We start from the raw sequence: 22259 nt of genomic DNA on the forward strand, positions 1-22259 counted from the left end.
TAATGGAATTATTTAGTTATATGGAAGAATATGATTATGAGCAAGTTGTTTTTTGTCAGGATAAGAACTCTGGGCTAAAAGCAATTGTTGTCATTCATGACACAACTTTAGGCCCTGCATTAGGCGGAACGAGGATGTGGACATATGATTCTGAGGAAGCGGCGCTTGAAGACGCATTGCGGCTTGCTAGAGGAATGACTTATAAAAATGCAGCTGCTGGGTTAAATTTAGGCGGAGGAAAAGCGGTTATTATTGGTGATCCAAAAACGGATAAAAATCCAGAAATGTTCCGAGCTTTTGGTAGGTATATTCAAGGGTTAAACGGACGCTATATTACAGCTGAGGATGTTGGGACAACCGTACATGATATGGATCTAATACATATGGAGACCGATTTTGTTACTGGTATTTCTCCAGAGTCAGGCTCTTCAGGTGACCCATCACCTGTGACAGGCTATGGGGTTTATAAAGGAATGAAAGCGGCAGCGAAAGAAGCATTTGGTGATGATTCACTAGAGGGTAGAGTAATTGCTGTTCAGGGAATCGGCAATGTTGCTTATGTATTGTGTGAACATCTTCATAAAGAAGGAGCGCAATTAATTGTAACAGATATTAATCAGGAAGCTGTAGTACGTGCAGTAGAGGCATTTGGTGCAAAAGCCGTAGATCCTGATGATATTTATGATGTTGCATGTGATATTTATGCTCCATGTGCTTTAGGGGCTACCATAAGTGATGAAACAATACCTAAATTAAAAGCAAAAGTTATTGCTGGATCAGCTAATAATCAATTGAAAGAAACGAGACATGGGGATATGCTTCACGAACAGGGAATTGTTTATGCACCTGATTATGTTATTAATTCCGGTGGAGTGATTAATGTTGCCGATGAGTTAAATGGATATAACCATAAGCGGGCTTTGAAAAAAGTAGAAACGATCTATGATAGCTTACAAAAGATCTTTGCTATCTCTAAACGTGATGATATTCCTACATATCTTGCGGCTGATCGGATGGCAGAAGAAAGAATTAAATCAGAATATCGTTCAAAAAGTCAGTTTTTATTAAATGGTCATCATATTTTAAGTAGACGTTAATTCAACTGTTGAAATATGAATTGAAATTGATAGGTCGTTTTTTAAAAAAAGGAAGCCTTCGATAAGGATTACTTTATCGAAGGCTTAGAGGAACAAAAGCGTAGGAGCTTATCTAGCAACGTTAATTAGGGAATTCTCTCCTTTGAAAGAAGTAGAACAAAGGCTACTTTCGCAGACATTCTTGAAAAATAGGCAATGAAGTTCTTTCTTGCCCTTAAAAAGGAAAACATTTTCTGCCTGTCGATCCAAACGAATCGGGAATTTTTAGGAGACGTTTCATTTATAAAATTTGTAAAATAATAAGCAGATTTTTCAAGTCTGAGAGAAATACGGCGACAGGAAGAACCGATGTTGAGGAGATCGAAGTTTGCTATAGCTTGGCGTTTAAGCTAGACGAAGCTACTTTTAAAAAAGTTATCCACTATGTAGAAACGGATAAATTCCTAGACAAAATCATCATAACTTTATTACCAGAGCAGGAGAAAGGGAGTAACGTCTAACCAACCCTTTTTATGCTGCGAAACGGAGAGATGTTTATTGCGGGTAAACTTTAGGAGCTTAATTATAAATCCTGGTTCAACATCTACAAAAATTGGAGTTTTTGATAATGAAATATGTATTTTTGAAAAGATTATTCGCCATAAAGCGGAGGAATTAAAACAGTTTCCAACCGTCAATGATCAGAAGATGTTTAGAAAGCAAGTCATCCTTGATCAATTAGATCATGAAGGAATTAATATTTCAAAGCTAGACGTTGTTTGTGCTCGCGGTGGATTAATTCGGCCGATACAAGGTGGAACTTATGAAGTAAACGAACGTATGTTAATAGATTTGCAAACAGGCTATAATGGTAATCACGCCTCTAATTTAGGGGGGATTCTTGCTCATGAAATCGCAAAAGGGCTAAATATTTCTGCCTATATTGTCGATCCGGTTGTTGTCGATGAACTGGCTGACATTGCTCGTTTCTCCGGCATACCGGAAATACCTAGAAAAAGTATATTTCATGCACTTAATCAGAAGGCAGTAGCCAGGAAGGTAGCTGGCAGGTTAAATGGCAGCTATGAAGAGATGAATTTTATTGTCACTCATATGGGTGGGGGGATTACGATCGGTGCCCATTGCCGGGGCAAAGTCATTGATGTGAACAATGGGTTGCATGGGGAAGGGCCGTTTTCCCCTGAACGAGCAGGTACTGTTCCAGTTGGTGATCTCGTTTCACTTTGCTTTTCGGGACAGTATTATGCAGAAGAAGTGATGAACAAAATTGTAGGTAATGGCGGGCTAATGGGTTATCTACAAACAAATGATTTAATGGAAGTAGAAAGACGTATTGCAAGTGGGGATACATTCGCAAGGCAAGTTTATGAAGCAATGGCATATCAAGTTGCCAAAGAAATTGGAGCAATGAGTGCTGTTCTTAAAGGTGATATAGATGCCATTGTGCTAACCGGAGGACTTGCTCATGGAAAATCATTTACCGATTTAATTATCAGCCGTGTTGATTGGATAGCTGACACTATTGTTTATCCTGGTGAAGATGAATTACAAGCATTAAACGAAGGCGTTCTTCGTGTTTTGCGAGGGGAAGAAACACCGAAAGTTTATCATAGTAAAAATGAGATAAAGGAGTGAAAGAGTTTGGCAGAGGATTATGATTTAGTCATACTTGGTGGTGGAACCGGCGGCTATGTAGCTGCAATCCGAGCATCGCAGTTAGGAATGAAAGTAGCTGTTGTAGAAAAAGAAAAGTTAGGTGGTACTTGTTTACATCGCGGTTGCATTCCATCTAAAGCATTACTGCGTAGTGCTGAAGTATATAGACAGGCAAAATCTGCGCATACATACGGTATCGATATGGAAGCTGTATCATTAAACTTTTCACAAGCACAAGCTAGAAAACAACAAGTGGTTGATAAGCTTTATCAAGGTATCAATTCTTTAATGAATAAAGGAAAAATTGACGTTTTTAAAGGATTTGGGCGAATATTAGGGCCAAGTATCTTTTCTCCTATACCGGGTACGATTTCTGTAGAATATACAAATGGCGAAGAAAATACGATGCTTATTCCTAAAAATGTTTTAATTGCGACTGGTTCTACGCCTAATACATTACCAGGTTTAAAAATGGATCATAATAGAATCATTACGTCAGATGATGCGCTGCAATTAACAGAACTGCCAAAATCAATCATTATTGTTGGCGGAGGTGTCATCGGGATTGAATGGGCCTCCATGCTATCTGATTTTGAAGTCGATGTAACAGTTATCGAATATGCAGAACAGATTTTACCTACTGAGGATGATGCAGTTGCAAAAGAGGTGGAGAGGTTACTCAAAAAGAAGGGAATTAATTTTGTGAAACAGGCACAGGTGCTTTCAGATACGGTACAATTAGATGGCGGAAGTGTAACTGTACAAGCAGAGGTAAATGGTGATAGGCAGGAGTTTCAAGCAGAGAAAATACTGCTTTCGGTCGGACGAAAAGCAAATACAACTAATATTGGGTTGGAAAATACGGATATCATCGTGGAAAGCGGAGTAATTCAGACTAACCAATATTATCAAACGAAGGAATCGCATATATACGCAATTGGTGATGTAATCGGTGGTATGCAGTTAGCACACGTGGCTTCACATGAAGGAATTATTGCTGTAGAACATATGGCCGATCAAGATCCGATGACAATTAATTATGATCATGTTCCAGCTTGTATTTATTCCAATCCAGAGGTAGCACGAGTTGGATTAACCGAGAAGCAGGCAAAAGAGCAAGGATATTCCTTGAAAATTGGTAAATTTCCGTTTCAAGCTGTTGGAAAGGCGCTTGTCTATGGAGAAACAGATGGATTTGTAAAGATCATAGCTGATAAAGCAACCGATGATTTATTAGGAGTTCACATGGTAGGTCCACATGTAACGGATATGATTTCAGAAGCGGTTTTAGCCAAAGTATTAGATGCTACGCCTTGGGAGATTGCCCATACGATTCACCCACATCCGACGCTTACTGAGATAGTTGGAGAAGCAGCGCTTGCCGTTGATGGAAAGCAAATCCACGGTTAATTTGGGGAAATATTAATTCTTTTGTACAACTGCTCTTAAACCTTCTTCGTATTTTTTATAATTCGTGAAGTGGAAGTCTACGGCACCTTACATTCGAGATATATGATAGTTAAATTTTCTAGGTGGTTTGCTTCTGCTCAGAACGCACAAAAGAATAAATATTTTTCAAGAGATAACGGCCTAAATTCCCGATTCGTTCGGGGGACAGGACAAGAAAAAACTTCGACAGCGATACATCGCACGCAGAAAAAGCGTTCTTCTTTTTCAAGGACAAGAAAAAACTTCGACAGCGATACATCGTACGCAGAAAAAGCGTACTTCTTTTTCAAGGACAAGAAAAAACTTCGACAGCGATACATCGCACGCAGAAAAAGCGTTCTTCTTTTTCAAGGACAAGAAAAAACTTCGACAGCGATACATCGTACGCAGAAAAAGTGTACTTCTTTTTCAAGGATAGGGAAAACTACGGCAGTGATACATCGCGGTTTTTCAAGGGCACCTGCGAACTTAGCCTTTGATCTGCTTTTCAAGTAGAAAACCATTACTGAATAAAGTATCACTTTATTTAATTAAGGAGGGAACATAATGACAACAAAACGCCATCGTGATTTAGGACTTACAGATGAGCAAGTATTAGAAATATATCGAATCATGCTATTGGCAAGAAAAATCGACGAAAGAATGTGGTTACTAAATCGAGCGGGGAAAATACCGTTTGTTATTTCTTGTCAAGGACAAGAAGCAGCACAAGTTGGAGCAGCTTTTGCTCTTGATCGAAAAAAGGATTATGTAGCTCCTTACTATCGAGATATGGGCGTTGTGTTAGCATTCGGCATGACGTCAACAGAGTTAATGCTATCAGGGTTTGCCAAAGCTGAAGATCCTAATTCCGGCGGAAGACAGATGCCTGGTCATTTTGGGCAAAAGAAAAATCAGATTTTAACTGGGTCATCCCCGGTTACTACGCAACTACCCCATGCAGTGGGTGTAGCACTAGCTGCTAAAATGAAAAATGATCCTATAGTTTCCTTTGTTACCTTAGGTGAAGGATCCTCCAATCAAGGAGACTTCCATGAAGGATTGAATTTTGCAGGTGTGCATAAATTGCCGGTAATTACAATGGTTGAGAATAATAAATATGCTATTTCAGTTCCTATTGAAAAACAAATTGCCAGTAAAACCGTTGCTGACCGCGCTAAGTCTTATGGTATGCCTGGTATAACAGTAGACGGAAATGATCCATTAGCTGTATATAAAGCTGTAAAGGAAGCGCGAGAACGAGCATTAAATGGAGATGGTCCAACATTGATAGAAGCAATAACCTATCGCTTAACGGCGCACTCCAGTGATGATGATGATCGACTTTATCGGAAAAGCGATGAGATCGATGAGGCTCGGAAAAATGATTCTATGATTACCTTTAATAAATACTTAAAAGATACAGGGATACTGACAGAAACCATCGAAAAGCAAATCAATGATGAAATTATTCAAGAAGTTAATCAAGCGACAGATTACGCTGAAAATGCTCCTTATGCACAACCAGAGGATGCGTTAAAGCATGTATATGAAGAGTAGGGAGGGAAAAGAATCATGCCAGTTATGTCCTATATACAAGCAATCACAACTGCTTTAAAAGAAGAAATGCAACGAGATGAAAATGTGTTTATTTTAGGAGAAGATGTTGGGAAAAAAGGCGGTGTATTTCGAGCTACCGACGGTTTATATGAAACGTTTAACGAGGCTCGTGTATTGGACACCCCATTAGCTGAATCAGCCATTGTTGGGGTTGGTATTGGTGCAGCAATGTATGGATTGCGACCTGTGGCGGAAATACAATTTGCTGATTTTATTATGCCAGCAGTAAACCAGATCATTTCTGAAGCTGCTAAAATACGATACCGCTCAAATAACGATTGGAACGTACCGATGACGATTCGTGCCCCGTATGGTGGGGGAGTACATGGAGCGCTTTATCATTCGCAATCGGTAGAAGCAGTATTTGCCAATCAACCAGGCTTAAAAATCGTGATGCCATCTACGCCGTATGATGTAAAAGGTTTATTAAAAGCGGCGATTCGTGATAATGATCCTGTCTTATTCTTTGAACATAAACGTGCGTACCGTTTACTAAAAGGAGAAGTTCCAGAAGAAGATTATGTGCTACCAATTGGTAAAGCAGATGTAAAACGGGAAGGTACGGATATTACGGTCATTACGTATGGATTGTGCGTACATTTTGCCTTACAAGCCGCTGAAAAACTTGCTGAAGAAGGTATTGAAGCTCATATTTTAGACTTAAGAACGGTTTATCCACTAGATAAAGAAGCAATTATTGAAGCCGCTAAAAAGACTGGAAAGATTTTATTAATAACAGAAGATAATAAAGAAGGAAGTATCATCGGAGAAGTAGCAGCGATTATAGCCGAGCATTGTTTATTTGATTTAGACGCCCCTATTCGACGTTTGGCAGGTCCTGATATTCCTTCCATGCCATATGCACCGACAATGGAAAAATTCTTTATGATTAATCCAGATAAAGTTGAAAAAGCAATGCGAGAACTTGCTGAATTTTAACTTATGAGGAGGGAAAAACATGGTTGTAGAAAAAATCAATATGCCACAATTAGGGGAAAGTGTAACAGAAGGGACGATTACTTCTTGGCTTGTAAAAGCAGGGGATAAAATTAATAAATACGATCCGATTGCCGAGGTCATGACAGATAAAGTGAATGCTGAAGTTCCTTCTTCGTATACAGGAACAATTAAGGAATTAGTGGCTCAAGAAGGGGATACCATTGCTGTTGGCGAGCTGATGTGTTATATCGAAACGGAAACAAGTAATCAACAAACATCTCTTGAAAATTCACAAGCTGAAGAAAAAGGAATAGAAGAGCAGAACGATTCAACGCTAGAAAAAGATCAATCGATGAAAAAACGGTATTCTCCAGCTGTTTTGAAAATGGCACAAGAGCATCAAATTGACTTAGAACATGTTACTGGAACTGGTAAAGCAGGAAGAATTACGAGAAAAGATCTTGAAAAACTTATCGCTAAAGGGAAAAATCAGTCAACTAGTGAAAGCGTGTCGGTATCAGCGACATCGAAAGCAAATTCTGCCATAAGTGAACCAACTACTAGGCAGCAGCCAACTGCTTATTCTGGCGACGTGGAAATCCCTGTAACAGGAGTACGTAAAGCAATAGCACAAAATATGGTTCGTTCGAAACAGGAAATACCGCATGCTTGGATGACAGTAGAAGTAGATGTTACAGATTTGGTCAGGTTACGAAATAATATAAAGAATTCCTTTAAGCAAAAAGAAGGTTATGGATTAACATTTTTCGCCTTTTTTGTAAAAGCAGTAGCACAAGCTCTAAAAGAGTTCCCGCAATTGAATAGCACATGGAGAGAGGACAAAATTATTCAACGAAAAGATATCAATGTATCGATCGCAGTAGCAAAAGAACAGGAGTTATTTGTTCCCGTTATTCATCATGCAGATGATAAAAGCATTAAAGGTATTGCTAAAGCGATTCAAGAGCTTGCTGTCAAAACACGTTCTGGAAAATTAACAGCTGACGATATGAAAGGAGGAACATTTACTGTAAATAATACAGGTTCATTTGGTTCCATTCATTCAATGGGAGTAATTAATCATCCTCAGGCTGCCATTTTACAAGTTGAGTCAATTGTTAAGCGCCCGGTAATTATAAATGATATGTTTGCTGCAAGAGATATGGTTAATTTATGTTTGTCTTTAGATCATCGAGTTTTAGACGGTTTAGTATGTGGTCAATTTCTAGCACGAGTTAAAGAACTATTAGAAAATATGAACGAAGAAACAGTTAATATTTATTAAGGAAAATGTTAGAGATTTTATTTAATTGAAATGTTGACTTAATCCTGTTATTCTAACAACAAGCAGAAGAACTATATATTTATATAAGGGGTTTGATTTTTAATGGATTTTAACATATTTATGAATGATGTTGTTAATGCAGCACGTGAAGACATACGTGAAGCTGGCTATGAAGAACTTACAACACCAGAAGCTGTTGATGAGGCGCTTTCTCGTAAGGGAACGACATTAGTAATGGTTAACTCTGTTTGTGGTTGTGCTGGTGGAATTGCGAGACCTGCTGCAGCCAACGCTATTCACTATGATAAGCGTCCTGATCATTTAGTTACAGTATTTGCTGGTCAAGATAAAGAGGCAACAGAAAGGGCAAGAGAATTTTTTGAAGGATATCCACCTTCTTCTCCTTCTTTCGCCTTTTTAAAAGATGGTAAGATCGTAACAATGATAGAGCGCCATGATATTGAGGGGCATAGCCCTGTCGATGTAATCGGAAAGTTACAGAAAATTTTCGATGGTCATTGTAAAGAAGTATAATAGAAATGAGAAATAAAAAAGAAGGGCTGGCTCTATGGTTTAACGTGGGTCAGCCTAATTTTTATATGTTAAGAAAGCATCAAACTTTTGTACTAAAGTTAAGACATGCAGTTAAAAATTGTAAATGATCAACGTTCAGTTAGACCATGCAGTCTTGACTTTGCTACAGTTAGGTTTTCTAAATTGTTCCATAGAAGCAGTGATATCTTCGAAGCATGCAAAAAAATACATGATATTAATCACTATGTATAGCAATCTTATCACTCTTTTTAAGAAGCTCTAGAAGGAGAATGATATGTGAAAATAGGTTATCGAACAATTAAAACCGCTATAGGAACACCGATTGCGATTTGGCTTGCGCAGTTATTAGGTGTTACTAACTTTGTGTCTGCTGGTATTTTAACGATTTTATGTATTCAGCCTTCACGAAAAAAATCCTTTTTAAGTGCTTGGAATCGGTTTTTGGCTTGTATTATTGCATCGATCTTTTCGATTGTTTTCTTTCATTTTATCGGCTATAATCCGATCATTCTAGGCTTATTGCTGGTTATTTTTATACCAGTAACCGTATTATTAAAAATCACCCAAGGTATCGCTACGAGTTCTGTTATTATTTTGAACTTATACGGGGCAGGGTACTTAGATGTTAAGTTTTTAATGGATCAGTTTCTACTCATCATTATTGGTATTGGAACAGGACTCTTATTAAATTTATACATGCCTAGTTTAGACAGAAAGTTAAAAGAAAAACAAGAAGAGCTTGAAAAAAATTTTCAAGTAGTATTGTATGAAATTGCATTATATGTAAGAAATAAAAATATCGATTGGGATGGAAAGGAAATTACCAGGATTCAAAAAATACTTGAAGAAGCAAATGATTTAGTAGAACGTGATAAGGAAAACCATCTATTGCGAGATAAGCATATATATCGTGATTATTTCAAGATGCGAGAACGACAATTTGAATTATTACAACGAATGCTGCCTCTTGTTACAAAACTTCCGGAAAAGTACACCATTTCAGAAAAAATAGCTTCTTTTTTTGAAGAATTATCAAATGCTGTACATCCAGAGAATACAGCAATTATTCGTTTGGAAAAATTAGAAAAATTAAGAGAAGAGTTTGATCAAGAGGATTTGCCATGTACAAAAGCAGAATTTGAAACAAGAGCAAATTTATTTAGACTGCTCCATGATATAGAGGAATATTTAATTTTAAAATTAAAATATAAAGAAAGTGATGTTAAAAGAAAAGCAAAACAAGTTGAAATTTAAGTTGTATGAGGGTTTTCCAATATATTAGCATTTATCCCCATCTTCTGTCAGGTAATAACAGAAGTTGGGGATTTTATTGTTTCAAAATAAATGTAATGACATCATTTGTTTGTTTTTACGGAGCTTCTTCCTGATGGACTTTTGACATTAGATGAACATTGCTAAGGCTGCTGTGAAAGTGGATAAAAGCATAGCAATAATCATAATAAAGACAATTATTTTATTTCTGCGTTGGCGTTTAGATTTTTTTGCCATTTTAATCCTCCTTTGTTTCTTAAACGGCAATTTACATATCTATTTATTTCTAAGACCTTGGTAAAGTTAGATTATGGTAAAAACGGTTTGATGATTAAATCTGCATTAGACGAATTAGGATGTTTATGTGTATACTTTTTGTTCAGAGTCACTGACGGAAGTTTCATCTTATTTTACCGTGAATCTACAAATTGGACAAGGTCTTCCATGTATTTTCAAAAAATAACAGAGATGTTTGGTCTGTTTCAATGATTAACTAAATACCTTTAATATAAGAGGATATACATAAAAGTTCATTAAAAATGACATAATGAATTCCTTACTATAAGAAAGAATACACTAAGAATGTAAGATACCGTATTTTTCTCGTACCTTAGGAAACGATATGTTTCTGCATTTGGATGTATTTTTTATAAGGAGTTATCTGGGAGCATTTGTATTCTAGCTTTTGTTCTTTTAAACAGCCTTGAGAACATTATGGGAGAAAGGACGGCTAATTGCCAGATCACAGGATGAGAAAAACATTCGACAACGCCACACCACACGTAGAAAAAAAGTGTTTTCCTTTATCAAGAATATTGCGATTTTTACAACACACATATAAGGAGTATTTTTTACACTATAGGAAAATATAAAATTTTAAGGTTTATAGTATAAGAAAAACTGTAGCTTTTCGCTAAAGACTTGGCGACAAGCCAAGTTTTTCTAACCTTTTTAAAGGAGGAATAAATTTGGAAGTAAAGCATGAGTCTTTCATAAAACATGTAGCACATATTGGTATTGCTGTTCGTAACATGGAGGAAACATTGCCTTTTTATATACAAGTTCTGGGATTACAGGTTGAACAGTTGGAGATACTGGAGAAAGAGCAAGTATTAATTGCTTTTTTATCTGTTGGTAACAGTTATTTAGAATTACTACTGCCTACAACTACTACTTCAACTATTTATCAATTTATCGAAAAGCATGGAGAAGGAATCCATCATATTGCCTTAGAAGTGGAAAGTCTTTCGGAGCGAATTATTCAATTAAACCAAGCTGGACTGCCCTTTATTGATGAAGAGCCTCGATATGGTGCTAAAGAAAAAATGGTAGCATTTATTCATCCAAAAGTAACAAACGGTGTGCTATTTGAACTTTGTGAAGGCAGGAAAATATAGATGGATATGTATGATAAAATAAGTGAGCTTTATGAAAAACGGCGAAAGGTAAAACAAGGAGGCGGGGAAGAAAAATTAAATAAACAGCGAGACAAAGGAAAATTAACTGCAAGAGAACGTCTGGCGTATCTCTTAGATAAAGAGACGTTTATCGAACTAAATCCATTCATGAAGAAACGTACTGCTCCAACAAATGGTGATGGAGTAGTAACCGGATACGGGAAAATCAATGGCAAGCCGGTTTATATTATGGCACATGATTTTTCGGTTCATGGAGGTACATTAGGAGAAATCCATGGTAAAAAAATAGCTTCCGTACTAGATTTAGCTGTAAAGGCAAAAGTTCCATTTATAAGTTTAATCGATTCAGGTGGGGCTAGAATCCAAGAGGGAGGCCGCTTTAGATGCATATGGACAAATATTTCGGAAGACTGTCCATTGTTCTGGGGTGATTCCACAGATTTCTGTAATTTTAGGTCCCAGTGCTGGTGGAGCAGTATATTCACCAGCATTGACGGATTTTGTCATTATGGTGAAAAAAACGGCGCAAATGTTTATTACAGGACCCAAAATAATAGAAAAGGTTACCGGGGAGATAATAGATAAAGAAGCTCTTGGAGGAGCGGAGATTCATAATAGTAAAAGTGGAAATGCTCATTTTTTGGCAAGTACAGAAACAGAGGCATTAGATCTAGTCCGGCGTTTGCTTATATATCTTCCTGCCAATCATCAAGAAAAATTAGAACCTATACCGTTTCATTATGATTTTACAAAAGAAAGTGATTTAATAGAGGTAGTTCCTTTTGATTGTAGGTTGCCGTACGATGTAAAGCAAATCATCTATTTGATTACGGATCAAGCTAGTTTTTTAGAAGTTCATGCACATTTTGCTAAAAATATTGTAGTTGGTTTTGCCAGCATTTGTGGAAGGATTGTAGGTATTATAGCCAACCAACCGAAATATTTAGCGGGCAGTCTCGATATTGATGCCAGTGATAAAGCTGCTCGATTTATACGCTTTTGTGATGCATTTCAAATTCCGCTTGTGACATTGGAGGATGTTACAGGCTTTTTGCCTGGGGTAAATCAAGAGCATCAAGGTATTATTAGGCATGGAGCTAAGCTGTTATATGCTTACGCGGAAGCAACAGTTGCAAAAATTACCATCATTCTTCGTAAAGCTTATGGTGGTGCTTATGTGGCTTTAAATAGTAAAGCGATTGGGGCTGATCTTGTATTTACATGGCCGAATGCAGAAATTGCAGTAATGGGTCCAGAAGGAGCAGTCTCGATTTTATACGCTAAGGAAGCAGAAAAAAGCAAGAATTCAGTCCAATTCCTAAAGGAAAAAATAACTACATATATAGAGCGCTTTGCCAATCCTTATGAAGCGGCCCAACTTGGACTAGTAGATGACGTTATTGATCCAAGGGAAACGAGAAAGACTATAGCTTATGCTTTAGAAATGTTAGCCCATAAGCAGGAGGAACAACCAGTAAAAAAACATGGCAACATTCCGTTGTGACTAAAAATATTTAAAAAGGAGGATACTCATCATGGTTAATGAGAAAAGACTTGTGAAAGAGTTTTTAGAATTAGTTCAAATCGATTCGGAAACAGGATATGAAGCTAAAATTGCAGAGATCTTAAAACAAAAATTTCAAGAATTAGGGCTAGTAGTAGTAGAAGACAATAGTAAAGAAACTACGGGGCATGAAGCTGGCAACTTGATATGTAATTGGGTTGGAAATAAATCTGGTGTGGAACCGATTTATTTTACTTCACATATGGATACTGTTGTTCCAGGAAAAAATATTAAGCCAAATATAAAAGATGGATATATTACTTCAGATGGAACTACGATACTAGGTGCTGATGATAAAGCGGGGCTGGCCGCAATTTTAGAGGCGATTCGTACAGTAAATGAAAATAATTTACCTCATGGTGATATTCAGTTCATTATAACTGCTGGTGAAGAATCTGGGCTAGTGGGAGCAAAAGCATTAGACCCGTCGTTACTTCATGCAAGCTACGGTTATGCGATAGATAGTAATGGAGAAGTAGGTGATATTATTGTAGCCGCTCCTACACAAGCAAAGATCCATGTAGTTATCAAAGGAAAAACAGCTCATGCAGGGGTTGCACCTGAAAAAGGGGTTTCAGCCATAACATTAGCTGCTAAAGCAATTGCTAAAATGCCATTAGGCAGAATTGATGAAGATACAACAGCTAATATTGGTCGCTTTGAAGGTGGAAAGCAGACAAATATTGTTGCAGACCATGTTGAAATTCTAGCGGAGGCTAGATCACTCGTTCCGGAAAAAATGGAGACGCAAGTAGCCAAAATGAAAGAAGCCTTTGAAACAACGGCAAAAGAATTTGGCGGCTCTGCTAAGGTTACGGTTAAAGTAATGTATCCTAGTTTTAAGCATGAAGCAGGGGAAAAGGTTGTTGAAGTAGCTAGAAAGGCTGCTAAAGCGATTGGCAGGGAGAGTAAATTACTTCATAGTGGTGGTGGAAGTGACGCCAATGTAATTTCTGGATATGGTATCCCAACAGTTAATTTAGCTGTAGGCTATGAAGAGATTCACACAACGAATGAACGAATTAAAGTAGAGGATTTGGTAAAGGTTACAGAGCTTGTTACGGCGATCATTCAAGAGGCAGCAAAATAAATGTAAATGAATCCTTCTAAGGAGTAATCTTTAGAAGGATTCATTTAATTTTATTGATAGGCCAAGTGAAAGGTATGACTTTTTACTGACAACTTCTTCAGTGACTGGTTTTAACCGTTGACCTTTTAATGATTAACAGTATAAAGTAGAATCAATAAATAGGATAAAGGGAGATATACCAATGACACATCCTAAACGAGGACGGATTATTTTTCATGTCGATATGAATTGCTTTTATGCTTCGGTTGAAATGGCATATAATCCAGATCTAAAAGGAAAGCCACTAGCAATAGCCGGTAACCCTGAGGAGAGAAAAGGGATTGTCGTTACAAGCAGCTATGAAGCGCGGGAAAAAGGAGTTAAAACGACGATGAATGTATGGCAGGCTAAAAAGCTATGTCCGGAATTAATCGTGATGCATCCAAACTTTGACCGTTACCGTGCTGCCTCTAAAGCCTTATTCCAAATGCTTGCCGAAATTACACCACTTGTTCAACCAGTTTCCATTGATGAAGGGTATATTGATGTAACTGATGTTGCAACAAAGTTAAATCCAATTGAACTGGCAAACAATCTGCAAAAAAGCATTTTACATGACTTGGATTTGCCATGCAGTATCGGGATTGCACCAAATAAATTTTTAGCTAAAATGGCTTCTGATATGGAAAAGCCTCAAGGATTAACCATTTTAAGAAAGCGTGAGGTGCCAACTGTATTATGGCCTCTGCCGATTCATAAAATGTACGGAGTAGGGGAGAAGACGGCGACGAAATTAGAGGCTGCGGGTGTTTATACAATTGGCGATTTAGCAAAAAAGGATGCGTATATCTTAAAGCAAATTCTAGGGATAAATGGCGAGCGTTTAAAACAGAGAGCGAACGGTATCGATATGAGCCCGGTTGACCCAAATGCCATCAATGATTTTAAAAGCATTGGCAACTCTAAAACATTACCATATGACACGAAGGACGATAAAGAAATTGAGACACTGCTAGTACATCTAGCAACAAAAGTAGATCAACGGTTGAAACGAAAAAAAGTGGTTGGCAGAAGCGTTCAATTAATGATTCGCTATCATGATCGAAAAACAATTACTCGTAGTAAAAAACTAAGCTCTTATATCCAAACGAAAGAAGATATTTTACGAGTAGCTAGCGAATTATTAGAAAACCATTGGAACTTGGAGCCGATTCGATTATTAGGAATCACGGTAACAGATCTTCAACAAAAACATCAGGCAGCACAACAACTTGATTTATTTACGTATGAGAAAGAAGTGGAAAAAGAAAAATTGTATGAAGTAATGGATCAGTTAGCTGAAAAATATGGTAAGAACCCATTTATTGATATAGAAACCACTGTTTCAGACAAAGATAATCATCGCCCAACTACGAGCTTCCAAAAGGATTTTTTAGATGATTATAAATTATAAAAGCTAAGCCGAGATGCGACTTAGCTTTTTTTAAACATGAATAAATTGTAAAATGATAGGGAAACAAGAGATATAGAGCCACTATGTTTTAAGTACAAATAACGGATCACATGAGAAATGCTTTTTTTACACTATAGGAAAGTATTAAATTTTATGGTTTATAGTATAAGAAAAACTACAGCTTTCGCCATAAAGACTTGGCGACAAGCCAAGTTTTTCTAATATAATAAGCGCAGAACCATCTGGAGATCCTCTTAATAAGCTAATCGAACCTCTCTTACGCTTTACTTATCGAGGAGGGATGAAAATGACTTATTTTATTATCTTTTTTAAAATTGCTTCAGACAGTTTACTACCAGGGTAACGAAACGGGATATCAAATTTCGTTGACTGTTTCATAATACTTTTCTTATGAGAAAATGTATCAAAGCTAAATTTCCCATGATAATTTCCCATTCCACTAGCTCCGACACCACCAAAAGGTAGGTGAGGATTCGCTAGATGAAGAAGTGTATCATTAATACTTCCTCCTCCAAAAGATAAATATTGCATTATTTGTTGCTGAGTATTTCCATTCTCTCCAAAATAATATAATGCCAATGGTTTTTCCTTCGTTCGGATAACACTGACAGCTTCATCAATTTCACGAAATGTCAAAATCGGGAGAATCGGACCAAATATTTCTTCCTGCATGACAGGATCTTCCCATGTTATTTTATCTAAAATGGTTGGTTCTATTTTCAGTGTTAAAGGATTTGCTTCTCCTCCGTGTAATACCGATCCATTATCTAGAAACTTTGTCAAGCGCTGAAAATGTTTTTCATTAATGATACGAGTATAATTCTTATTCGTTATTGGGTTTCTTCCATAAAAATTACGAATATACTTTTTCATTGCTTTAATTAATTTAAATTTTACTTTTTCATGGACATATAAATAATCGGGCGCTACACAAGTTTGACCAGCATTGGTAAATTTTCCCCATACGATACGTTTAGCAGCTAAGGGAATATTCGCATCCTTATCTACAATTACCGGGCTCTTTCCACCTAATTCAAGGGTTACTGGTGTTAAATACTTACTTGCCGCATTCATAATGATTTTACCGGTATTTGTACTTCCGGTAAAAAAGATATAATCAAAACGTTGCTCTAACAACTTTTGTACGGTCTCTTTTTCACCCTCTACGACAGTTAAGAAGGAGGGATCAAAATTTTCTACAATTAATTTCGTGATCAAAGCAGATGTTTCCTTTGCATATTCAGAAGGTTTTATAATTGCACAATTACCGGCAGCTAATGCGCCAATAGCAGGAGCAAGTGCTAATTGCAAGGGATAATTCCACGGTGCAATAATTAAACAAACTCCATATGGCTCTTTCATAATATAATTTTTTGATCCTTTATGGGTTATTGGAGCAGATACTTTAATTGGCTCCATCCAACCTCGTAAATGTTTTAATGTATAATCAATTTCCGTTAATAGAAAGCCTAATTCTGTTGTAAATGTCTCATGTTTTGATTTGTTCAGATCTGCTTTTAAGGCTTGGTAAATAGCTGTTTCATTATCTTTTAACAAGTTTTTTAATTTTTGCAATTGTTGTTTCCGAACGGTATAGTCCATTGTATTTCCATTTAGGAAAAAAGTCCTTTGGTTCGAAACAATTGTTGGAATATCTGTCAATGAAAGCCCTCCTCCTTAATGAATCGTAAACTTGGAAAAATCATAGGCCAGCTTTGTCTTAGGAAATATCGCAGTGGCTTCTTGTAAAAGCTGATCATTTTCTTCCTGTTGATAGCGAGACGAAATATGCGTCAAAATAAGCTGTTTACAATTACTTTCTAACGCTAACCTAGCCGCTTGCAAAGTCGTTGAATGAAAATATTGGTGTGCAAGCGTTTCTTTATCATGACGAAAGGTTGCCTCATGAACCAGAACATCAGCATTTTTCGCTAGCGAAACAAAGCGTGGTGAATACCTCGTATCTCCAATAATGGTAATGATCTTCCCCTGTTTTGGCGGCCCAACGACGTCTTTACGGTAAATGATACCTTTACTTGGAATGGTAACTGTTTCATTTTCTTTAATTTGTTGGTAGATGGGACCTGGCTTAATACCAAGTGATTTTAGTTTATCAACGAGTAATTCCCCTGGTTTATCTTTCTCTACAATCCGATAACCAAAGCTTGGTACGCCATGATCCAATAATTCGACATAAACGGTAAAACGATCTAATTTTAGTACCATTTTATCAGCTACCTCCACAATGGATATGGGGTAAGTCAGATGTGTTTCACTAAGCTGTAAATTCGTTTCTACAAACTGTTTTAATTCTTTTGGTCCATAGATGGTTAAAGGTGTTGTTCCTCCTTGAAAGGAACGACTGCTAAGAAAACCGGGTAATCCATATATATGATCGCCATGCATATGTGTAATAAAGATCTTATTAACTTTTCTTGGCTTAATTGAACTGTGAAGGATTTGGTGCTGTGTTCCTTCCCCACAATCAAATAACCAAATACTGTTTTGTTCTTGTAATAAGGAAAGCGCTAAAGCTGAAACATTTCTCTCTTTGGAAGGAACACCGGCTCCTGTTCCAAGGAAAATTAATTCCAATATAATTCCTCCAATGCTATTTCCATCCCCGTTCATATTGCGTTGGGGGTTGTAAGTTATAGTTTAGTTCGTCTGCAGCAGCTTTGGGCCAGTAAGGATTTCTAAGTAGTGCACGACCAATAAATACAAGATCAGCACGATCATTTTGTAAAATTTCTTCGGCTTGTTTCCCGCTTGTAATTAACCCAACTGCACCAGTATGGATATCTACTTCTTGTTTGATCTTTTCACAACGCTTGACTTGATAACCAGGAAAGACGTTTATTTTAACTGGTACAACTCCACCAGAACTACAATCGATGAGATCAATTCCATCTGCTTTTAAACGCTTAGAAAAATAAAGAATATCTTCTAATGTATTACCGTCACTTACATATTCATCTGTGGATAAGCGAACAAATAAGGGCCCTTTCCACACGGTATGTATCGCGGTAATAATTTCATGTAAGAAGCGATATCGATTTTCCCTTGTACCACCATACTGATCTGTTCGGAAATTCGTTAATGGTGATAAAAATTGATTAATGAGATAGCCGTGAGCAGCGTGTATTTCAATTATATTAAAATTTGCCTCTCTAGCTCGTTTAGCAGCCTGTTTGAATGCTGTAACGGTTGCTTTTATCTCATTTTCTGTCATCTCTTTCGGCTGCTTGGATTGTTCATCATATTTCACAGCAGATGGAGCATAGATAGTGGAAGGGAGTTCTGCTTTTCTACCAGCATGGGCAAGCTGAATGGCGGTTTTAGCACCATAGCTTTGAATTTTTTTATTGAGTTGTTTTAATCCCTCGATATGTTTATCATCCCAAATTCCTAAGTCCTCTGGTGATATTCTCCCTGCTTGTTCTACAGCAGTCGCTTCAAGCATAATTAAGCCCACTTGTCCAACAGCACGTGATATATAATGAGTTTTGTGAAAAGGCGTTACCATTCCATCTTGATCAGGACAAGAATACATACACATCGGTGACATGACAATGCGATTTTTTAAGGTAATTCCTTTCAAAGTAATTGGTGAAAATAATTTAACCATTGTTCTTCCTCCTTCTATTGCTGTTTACCTAACATGAGGTGCTTATAGTATAATGCTACGTCTGGAACATCTGTAAAAATACCATCAACTCCATATTTGATGGAACGAATAATACGAGCTGGCCGATTGACAGTGAAAATCCGCAACTTTACATGTTGTTGCTGTGCTAAAGTAACCATAGATGGATTTACCAGGTTATATTTTACATGTAAGGCATTAGCTCCAAGTTCTTTCACAAATTGAATTGGGTTGCGGATTCTTTTTGAAGTTAATAACGCTAGTTCTCTAAAATTGGTATGAGCAGCCATTCGTTTAACACTGTTTGGATTAAATGTTGAAATTGTCGTACGATTAATTAGCTGATAAGCTTTGATTTGTTCATAAACAATAGCTTCTATATACTTATAGTCTATTTTATTATTTTTCAGTTCAATATTTAAATATATTGACTTATCCTTTATCCATGTCAATAATTCTTCTAACGTTGGAATCGTCGTTCCTTTGAACTTTGGTGAAAACCAACTGCCAGCATCAAGTTGCTTTAGTTCATGATACGTCAAATCTCTGATATAGCCGATACTGTTTGTTGTTCGGTTAACATGCTCGTCATGAATAAGGACTGGAACATTGTCTTTCGTCAATTGCACGTCCGTTTCAATGCCGTCTGTTTTCATATTATATGCCAATTGAAATGCTGGCATCGTATTTTCAGGTGCATAGTTGCTCGCTCCACGATGTGCGTAAATTTTCGGTTTCATTTTTTCACCTCTTCGTAAAAAATAAGAAGAGAGATGCTTCTTCCTTCTGTTTACCATTATATTAGGATAATAAAACTGAGAAAAATAAGTAGAAAATGACAGCTCCTGTATAAAAAATAGTATAGAAACTGTTTTACTTATTGTGTTGGAAAATGATTGAAAAGTCAATGTCTCTCTATTGACAGTAGTTTATTCGTAAGAGGACGATTTGGTGAATCAATGACAAACGAAAGCTAAGTATGATGTAATAATGAGGATATTATACAACGTTGGTTTGAAGGATAAACGATGATAAAGGATAAATTTATCGACAATTGTTCACAAACGGAGTAAAATATATAGAAAATGAATGAACATTCAGTTGGAGGAATTATAGTAATGGATAAAATTAGCCGAATAACAGTGTCGACTCCTTTTGAAGTAGGGGATGTTCATATATATGTGTTAGCTGGTGAGGCATTATCGCTTATCGATGCCGGTGCAAAAACAAAAGCTTCCTGGGAAGCATTAACCTCACAATTAAAAGAAATTGGCTACCACCCAAATGATATTGAGCAGATCATTTTAACACATCATCACCCAGATCATATTGGTTTAATCGAACAGTTTTCTAATGCAGAACGGATTGTAGCACATCCCAACGTTAATTATTGGTTGACATTGGATGAGCAATATGTTGAACACTATTTGCATTTTTTTCAGGAGTATTTTAAAGCCTGTAGTATTCCTGAAGTTTTTTATCCCGCACTGGAACAGCTTAAAGCAACCTTACAATATGTTGGGAAAGGGGAATTAACCGACATTTTAACGGAAGGAGATGCTTTGCCTGGACATCCCGATTGGAAGGTTATTGATACAAAAGGACATGCCCAGAGTCATCTGTCATTCCTCCGCGAGCAGGATCAGTTATTAATCGGAGGAGACCATGTTTTAAAGCATATTTCCTCCAATCCAATTGTAGAGCCGCCAGAATTAGGAAGACCAATGAAAGATCGGCCAAAACCACTACTCCAATATCGGAAGAATTTAAAAAAATGTGCAGATCTAGGAATAAAAAAGATTTTGTCTTCTCATGGAGAAGTTGTAGATAATCCTCGACAGTTGATTTTTAATCGATTAAAAAAACAAGAGGAACGAGCGGATTTTGTTTATCAAATACTTATTAAAAATGGGGGGAAACGAACACCATTTGAAATATGCACCGAGCTTTTTCCCAAGCAATATAAAGAGCAAATTAGTTTAACCATGTCAGAAACGATTGGACAGCTGGATTATTTGGAATCTAAACAACTTGTATCTAAATCCATGATAGATGGGAAACTTTTTTATGAAGCAGCAGATATTGACAAGTAAAAAGATAATTATTACTGGAGCATCTAGCGGTCTAGGAGAAAGTTTGGCTTGGCAGATTGCAAAAAAAGGCGGAATCCCTATATTGTTGGCACGATCTACAGAAAAATTACAGCAGATCAGTACTGCGTTACATGAAAACTTTGCTATTTTGCCTCCGTTTTATCCAGTAGATTTGAGAAATAAAGCAATGACTAAAAAAGTAGTGCATACGATTATTTCTGAACATGATCCAATTCACGGTCTAATAAATAATGCTGGAGTCGGTGTGTTTTCGGAAGTTAATCATATTAGCGAAGAAGCGATATCCAAAATGTTCCAATTAAACGTGGAAGCATTAATCTATGTAACCAAACAGTTGTTACCTTATCTGCTTCAACAAGAGCATGCACATATTATTAACATCGCTTCTCAGGCAGGAAAAGTTGCTACTCCTAAAGCTGCCATTTATGGTGCAACAAAACACGCAGTATTAGGGTTTACAAACGGGTTACGAATGGAATTAGCCACAACAAGTAATATTATCGTAACCGCTGTTAACTTAGGTCCTGTTAAAACAAATTTTTTCCGTACAGCAGATCCAGAGGGAATGTATGAGCAAAATGTAGCACGCTACATACTGAATCCTGATGACGTAGCCAGAAAAGTAGCTGCTTGTTTATTTGTACGAAAACGGGAGATTAACTTACCATTATGGATGGATATTGGCAGTAGAATTTATCAATTATTGCCTGGATTATGTGAACGTCTGTTACGAAACCAATTTTCCAAAAAATAATAGAGGAGGGCTACTGGTATAGGAGCTTATTATTTCTGAAAAAGCAAGTGAGGAACTGATAAAAATAAAGCCAGAAACATTTCCTTATTTATAATTATGGTACGAATGGATTGCCAACAATTCGATTTACAAGCCGAATCCATCTCACATATAAACAAGTGTCTAATCATCGTATAGTCTGCTATGTTGAGGAACAGCAGGAGATATTTTTTGCTGCAAGTACGATATTAGACTTTGGAAACGGGATGTTCCGACTATTAAGTTCAGAAGGCGTTTTAAATCCATTTATCCCACATCTAACTGGCAGTAAGACCCCCACCTCGGGGAGTAAGAGGGATCGAGGAAGTCCAGGTGTGGGATAACTGCCA

At 37.0% G+C, this 22259-nt stretch carries 19 protein-coding genes and 1 pseudogene; 15 read left to right on the forward strand and 5 right to left on the reverse strand.

All coding sequences use genetic code 11. The annotated features are described in order from the left end of the window. Nucleotides 1-2 precede the first annotated feature (2 nt). From KQI21_RS00275 to KQI21_RS00315, 9 genes are all read left to right on the forward strand, one after another. On the forward strand, nt 3-1097 hold the full coding sequence (locus KQI21_RS00275) for a Leu/Phe/Val dehydrogenase (RefSeq protein ID WP_216482022.1): 1095 nt from the start codon (nt 3-5) through the stop codon (nt 1095-1097). A gap of 537 nt (nt 1098-1634) precedes the next feature. After that, nucleotides 1635-2732 carry a butyrate kinase gene (gene buk, locus KQI21_RS00280; RefSeq protein WP_216482023.1) on the forward strand — a complete coding sequence of 366 codons (1098 nt, stop codon included), beginning with the start codon at nt 1635-1637 and terminating at the stop codon, nt 2730-2732. Between the two features lie 6 nt (nt 2733-2738). Beyond that, the gene (gene lpdA, locus KQI21_RS00285) at nt 2739-4163 is read left to right on the forward strand and encodes a dihydrolipoyl dehydrogenase (protein ID WP_216482024.1); all 1425 of its coding nucleotides are present in this window, start codon (nt 2739-2741) and stop codon (nt 4161-4163) included. A gap of 102 nt (nt 4164-4265) precedes the next feature. Beyond that, nucleotides 4266-4697, forward strand: coding sequence for a hypothetical protein (locus KQI21_RS00290; RefSeq protein ID WP_216482025.1), 432 nt, complete (start codon nt 4266-4268; stop codon nt 4695-4697). Nucleotides 4698-4748: 51 nt separating this feature from the next. Next, nucleotides 4749-5741, forward strand: coding sequence for a thiamine pyrophosphate-dependent dehydrogenase E1 component subunit alpha (locus tag KQI21_RS00295; protein WP_216482026.1), 993 nt, complete (start codon nt 4749-4751; stop codon nt 5739-5741). Nucleotides 5742-5756: 15 nt separating this feature from the next. After that, nucleotides 5757-6740 carry an alpha-ketoacid dehydrogenase subunit beta gene (locus tag KQI21_RS00300; RefSeq protein WP_216482027.1) on the forward strand — a complete coding sequence of 328 codons (984 nt, stop codon included), beginning with the start codon at nt 5757-5759 and terminating at the stop codon, nt 6738-6740. Between the two features lie 19 nt (nt 6741-6759). Then, complete coding sequence (locus tag KQI21_RS00305; RefSeq protein ID WP_216482028.1) at nt 6760-8025, forward strand: dihydrolipoamide acetyltransferase family protein; 1266 nt, start codon at nt 6760-6762, stop codon at nt 8023-8025. A gap of 102 nt (nt 8026-8127) precedes the next feature. After that, entirely contained in the window at nt 8128-8559 is a 432-nt protein-coding gene (locus KQI21_RS00310) for a BrxA/BrxB family bacilliredoxin (RefSeq protein WP_216482029.1), read from the forward strand. A 297-nt stretch (nt 8560-8856) separates the two neighbouring features. Next, nucleotides 8857-9834, forward strand: a complete 978-nt coding sequence (locus tag KQI21_RS00315) for an aromatic acid exporter family protein (protein ID WP_216482030.1) — start codon at nt 8857-8859, stop codon at nt 9832-9834. Nucleotides 9835-9981: 147 nt separating this feature from the next. Here the strand turns inward: KQI21_RS00315 and prli42 are convergent, their stop codons facing one another. Next, nucleotides 9982-10089: a stressosome-associated protein Prli42 gene (gene prli42, locus KQI21_RS00320; RefSeq protein ID WP_077320748.1), complete on the reverse strand. Its 108-nt coding sequence runs from the start codon at nt 10087-10089 to the stop codon at nt 9982-9984. Nucleotides 10090-10820: 731 nt separating this feature from the next. Here prli42 and mce point away from each other — a divergent pair. The 4 genes and pseudogenes from mce to KQI21_RS00340 all read left to right on the forward strand — a co-directional run bounded on the left by mce (nt 10821) and on the right by KQI21_RS00340 (nt 15356). Then, nucleotides 10821-11249 (forward strand): methylmalonyl-CoA epimerase, encoded by a 429-nt coding sequence (gene mce, locus KQI21_RS00325; RefSeq protein WP_253291219.1) that lies wholly within the window; start codon nt 10821-10823, stop codon nt 11247-11249. Next, nucleotides 11250-12774, forward strand: a pseudogene (locus KQI21_RS00330) (acyl-CoA carboxylase subunit beta). 31 nt (nt 12775-12805) lie between these two features. Then, nucleotides 12806-13924, forward strand: coding sequence for a M20/M25/M40 family metallo-hydrolase (locus tag KQI21_RS00335; protein ID WP_216482031.1), 1119 nt, complete (start codon nt 12806-12808; stop codon nt 13922-13924). 181 nt (nt 13925-14105) lie between these two features. Next, complete coding sequence (locus tag KQI21_RS00340) at nt 14106-15356, forward strand: DNA polymerase IV (protein WP_216482032.1); 1251 nt, start codon at nt 14106-14108, stop codon at nt 15354-15356. A 312-nt stretch (nt 15357-15668) separates the two neighbouring features. On the opposite strand, the gene KQI21_RS00345 is transcribed toward KQI21_RS00340, so the two are convergent. From KQI21_RS00345 to KQI21_RS00360, 4 genes are read right to left on the reverse strand one after another with little or no spacing between them, the layout of a single operon-like run. After that, nucleotides 15669-17039: an aldehyde dehydrogenase gene (locus tag KQI21_RS00345; protein ID WP_373687611.1), complete on the reverse strand. Its 1371-nt coding sequence runs from the start codon at nt 17037-17039 to the stop codon at nt 15669-15671. A gap of 15 nt (nt 17040-17054) precedes the next feature. Continuing rightward, a complete protein-coding gene (gene rnz / locus KQI21_RS00350) occupies nt 17055-17972 on the reverse strand; it encodes a ribonuclease Z (protein WP_216482033.1) in 918 nt (305 codons plus the stop codon). 16 nt (nt 17973-17988) lie between these two features. After that, entirely contained in the window at nt 17989-19005 is a 1017-nt protein-coding gene (gene namA / locus KQI21_RS00355; RefSeq protein ID WP_216482034.1) for an NADPH dehydrogenase NamA, read from the reverse strand. A 14-nt stretch (nt 19006-19019) separates the two neighbouring features. Beyond that, nucleotides 19020-19763 carry a glycerophosphodiester phosphodiesterase gene (locus KQI21_RS00360; RefSeq protein ID WP_216482035.1) on the reverse strand — a complete coding sequence of 248 codons (744 nt, stop codon included), beginning with the start codon at nt 19761-19763 and terminating at the stop codon, nt 19020-19022. A gap of 378 nt (nt 19764-20141) precedes the next feature. Between KQI21_RS00360 and KQI21_RS00365 the strand changes: the two genes are divergently transcribed. Both KQI21_RS00365 and KQI21_RS00370 read left to right on the forward strand, forming a co-directional pair. Next, nucleotides 20142-21116 carry an MBL fold metallo-hydrolase gene (locus KQI21_RS00365; RefSeq protein ID WP_253291220.1) on the forward strand — a complete coding sequence of 325 codons (975 nt, stop codon included), beginning with the start codon at nt 20142-20144 and terminating at the stop codon, nt 21114-21116. Beyond that, a complete protein-coding gene (locus KQI21_RS00370) occupies nt 21091-21891 on the forward strand; it encodes an SDR family NAD(P)-dependent oxidoreductase (RefSeq protein WP_216482037.1) in 801 nt (266 codons plus the stop codon). The genes KQI21_RS00365 and KQI21_RS00370 overlap by 26 nt, the downstream gene beginning before the upstream one ends. Nucleotides 21892-22259 lie beyond the last annotated feature (368 nt).

The organism is Virgibacillus proomii (assembly GCF_018916875.1).
In the GTDB taxonomy this organism is placed as follows: domain Bacteria; phylum Bacillota; class Bacilli; order Bacillales; family Amphibacillaceae; genus Virgibacillus; species Virgibacillus proomii_B.

Bases quoted from the DNA above. Each gene is read 5' to 3' on its own strand.
- KQI21_RS00290 (WP_216482025.1), top strand. From the start codon at position 4,266: ATGATAGTTAAATTTTCTAGGTGGTTTGCTTCTGCTCAGAACGCACAA.
- KQI21_RS00365 (WP_253291220.1), top strand. From the start codon at position 20,142: ATGGATAAAATTAGCCGAATAACAGTGTCGACTCCTTTTGAAGTAGGG.
- KQI21_RS00295 (WP_216482026.1), top strand. From the start codon at position 4,749: ATGACAACAAAACGCCATCGTGATTTAGGACTTACAGATGAGCAAGTA.
- KQI21_RS00340 (WP_216482032.1), top strand. From the start codon at position 14,106: ATGACACATCCTAAACGAGGACGGATTATTTTTCATGTCGATATGAAT.
- KQI21_RS00305 (WP_216482028.1), top strand. From the start codon at position 6,760: ATGGTTGTAGAAAAAATCAATATGCCACAATTAGGGGAAAGTGTAACA.
- KQI21_RS00300 (WP_216482027.1), top strand. From the start codon at position 5,757: ATGCCAGTTATGTCCTATATACAAGCAATCACAACTGCTTTAAAAGAA.
- KQI21_RS00335 (WP_216482031.1), top strand. From the start codon at position 12,806: ATGGTTAATGAGAAAAGACTTGTGAAAGAGTTTTTAGAATTAGTTCAA.
- prli42 (WP_077320748.1), bottom strand. From the start codon at position 10,089: ATGGCAAAAAAATCTAAACGCCAACGCAGAAATAAAATAATTGTCTTT.
- namA (WP_216482034.1), bottom strand. From the start codon at position 19,005: ATGGTTAAATTATTTTCACCAATTACTTTGAAAGGAATTACCTTAAAA.
- KQI21_RS00360 (WP_216482035.1), bottom strand. From the start codon at position 19,763: ATGAAACCGAAAATTTACGCACATCGTGGAGCGAGCAACTATGCACCT.
- KQI21_RS00310 (WP_216482029.1), top strand. From the start codon at position 8,128: ATGGATTTTAACATATTTATGAATGATGTTGTTAATGCAGCACGTGAA.
- KQI21_RS00275 (WP_216482022.1), top strand. From the start codon at position 3: ATGGAATTATTTAGTTATATGGAAGAATATGATTATGAGCAAGTTGTT.
- KQI21_RS00370 (WP_216482037.1), top strand. From the start codon at position 21,091: ATGAAGCAGCAGATATTGACAAGTAAAAAGATAATTATTACTGGAGCA.